This is a genomic window from Paracoccus aeridis, assembly GCF_004923205.2.
Taxonomy (GTDB): Bacteria; Pseudomonadota; Alphaproteobacteria; order Rhodobacterales; family Rhodobacteraceae; genus Paracoccus; species Paracoccus aeridis.
In genome coordinates this window covers 1-1,840 of sequence record NZ_SELD02000042.1, presented here as the reverse complement: position 1 = coordinate 1,840, position 1,840 = coordinate 1, and the positions used below count along the sequence as shown (strand labels likewise).

Below are 1,840 nucleotides of genomic sequence, written 5' to 3'. Positions count from 1 at the left end.
ATCACTCCCTGAACCCGGCAGGGCAGTCAGGCCGGACGCTTACCCTCGGATAGGGGAATCCAGTCGATTTGTGTCTTCATCAGCCCGGTCATGGCGCCGTGCCGCTCGGGGCTCGACCAGACCATGCCTTCGCACCAAGCTACCTGATCGCGCAGCTCGCGCACCTTCGGGTGGCTGGCATCCACCCCGTCGTCGACCAGCGGCAGGCCTGAGGGGTTGAAGAACCGGACCTCTGCCCCGAGCGCTGTGAGAATACGCCCGGCCTCCTCGGCCGACAGTCGGCTGAACGATCGCGCCCGAAGCGAGCCGTACAGGATCAGGATGCGGGGCGGATGCGTGCTGATGGCAGGGGACAGCAGCCGGTCGTGGTCGATTGCCGCGAAGCTCGTCTCGTCGAGTTGTGGTGTGGTCAGATCGGTCAGGGTGTCAGTCAATCCGGTTTCCCTCGGCGTCGATGATCAATTCGCCGTCCTCCTTGGCAAGCGGACCCGGAGGGAGCTTGTCGAGCAGATCGAGGACAGTCTCGGACGGGCGACAGAGCCTGACGCCCTTCGGCGTGCAGACGATCGGGCGGTTCACGAGGATCGGGTGGCGCGTCATGGCGTCCAGGAGCGCGTCATCGGACACGTCCGGCGCGGTAAGCCCCATCTCTTCGGCCGGGGAGCGCGCGACCCGCAGCGCCTCGCGCACCGTGATCCCGGCGGCTGCGAAAAGCGCCTTAAGCTGCGGGCGCGTCCAGCCCTCCTTGAGGTACTCGATGACGGTCGGCTCGTACCCGGCCGCCCGGATGATCGCGAGCACGTTGCGGGAGGTGCCGCAGTCCGGATTGTGGTGGATGACGACCGGGAAGGTGCTCATTCAGGGAACCTCTCGCGTGTCCGGTTCGCGATTGCGACAAGGCTCAGCATCACCGGCACCTCGACCAGGACGCCGACCACCGTGGCCAGCGCCGCGCCGGAGTTGAGCCCGAAGAGCCCGATCGCCACGGCGACCGCGAGTTCGAAGAAGTTTGACGTGCCGATCAGCGCGCAAGGCGCTGCCACTCGGTGCGGCACGGCCCAAAGGTATGCCCATCCATACCCGAGCGCGAAGATGCCGTAGGACTGGATAATGATCGGGACCGCGATCAGCGCGATCAGCAGCGGTTGCGCGAGGATCACCGGCCCCTGGAAGCCGAAAAGCAAGACCACGGTGATCAGGAGACCCACGACGGAGGCCGGCTTGATCCGTGCCGTGAACGCCGTCACCGCGGCCTCGCCGCCTTTCGCAATCAGCGCCTGGCGCGTCATGAGACCCGCGATCAGGGGAATGACGATGTAGAGGACGACCGACAGGATCAGCGTCTCCCACGGCACGCTGATGTCGGTCACGCCCAGAAGGAACGCCACGATAGGGGCGAAGGCCACGACCATGATCAGGTCATTCACGGAGACCTGCACCAGCGTGTAGTTGGGATCGCCCTTCGTGAGCTGTGACCAGACGAGGACCATCGCCGTGCAGGGCGCCGCCCCGAGCAGAATCAGCCCGGCGATGTATTCCGGCGCGCGCTCCGGGTCGATCAGTCCGGCAAAGACGTGGTTGAAGAACAGGACCGCCAGCGCCGCCATCGTGAAGGGCTTGATGAGCCAGTTGATCGCCAGCGTGATGACAAGGCCCTTCGGGCGCTGACCCACCGCCTTCAGCGAGCCCAGATCCACCGCGATCATCATCGGATAGACCATCGCCCAGATCAGAACGGCAACGACGAGGTTGACCGAGGCATACTCGAGCGCCGCCAGCACGCCAAAGAGACCCGGTGTTGATTTCCACCCGGAACTGACCCGGGTTTTCCATCGAGAAG

The 1,840-nt window shown here is 65.2% G+C and carries 2 protein-coding genes and 1 pseudogene; all 3 read right to left on the bottom strand.

Translation table 11 applies throughout. The annotated features are described in order from the left end of the window. Nucleotides 1-41 precede the first annotated feature (41 nt). Nucleotides 42-413: pseudogene (locus ELI80_RS12550) on the bottom strand (NAD(P)H-dependent oxidoreductase); the annotation flags it as partial. A 13-nt stretch (nt 414-426) separates the two neighbouring features. Further along, on the bottom strand, nt 427-858 hold the full coding sequence (arsC, locus tag ELI80_RS12545; RefSeq protein WP_136652273.1) for an arsenate reductase (glutaredoxin): 432 nt from the start codon (nt 856-858) through the stop codon (nt 427-429). Then, nucleotides 855-1,840, bottom strand: a 986-nt coding sequence (gene arsB, locus ELI80_RS12540) for an ACR3 family arsenite efflux transporter (protein ID WP_136652272.1), incomplete at its 5' end; no start/stop codon positions are given. The genes arsC and arsB, both read right to left, overlap by 4 nt.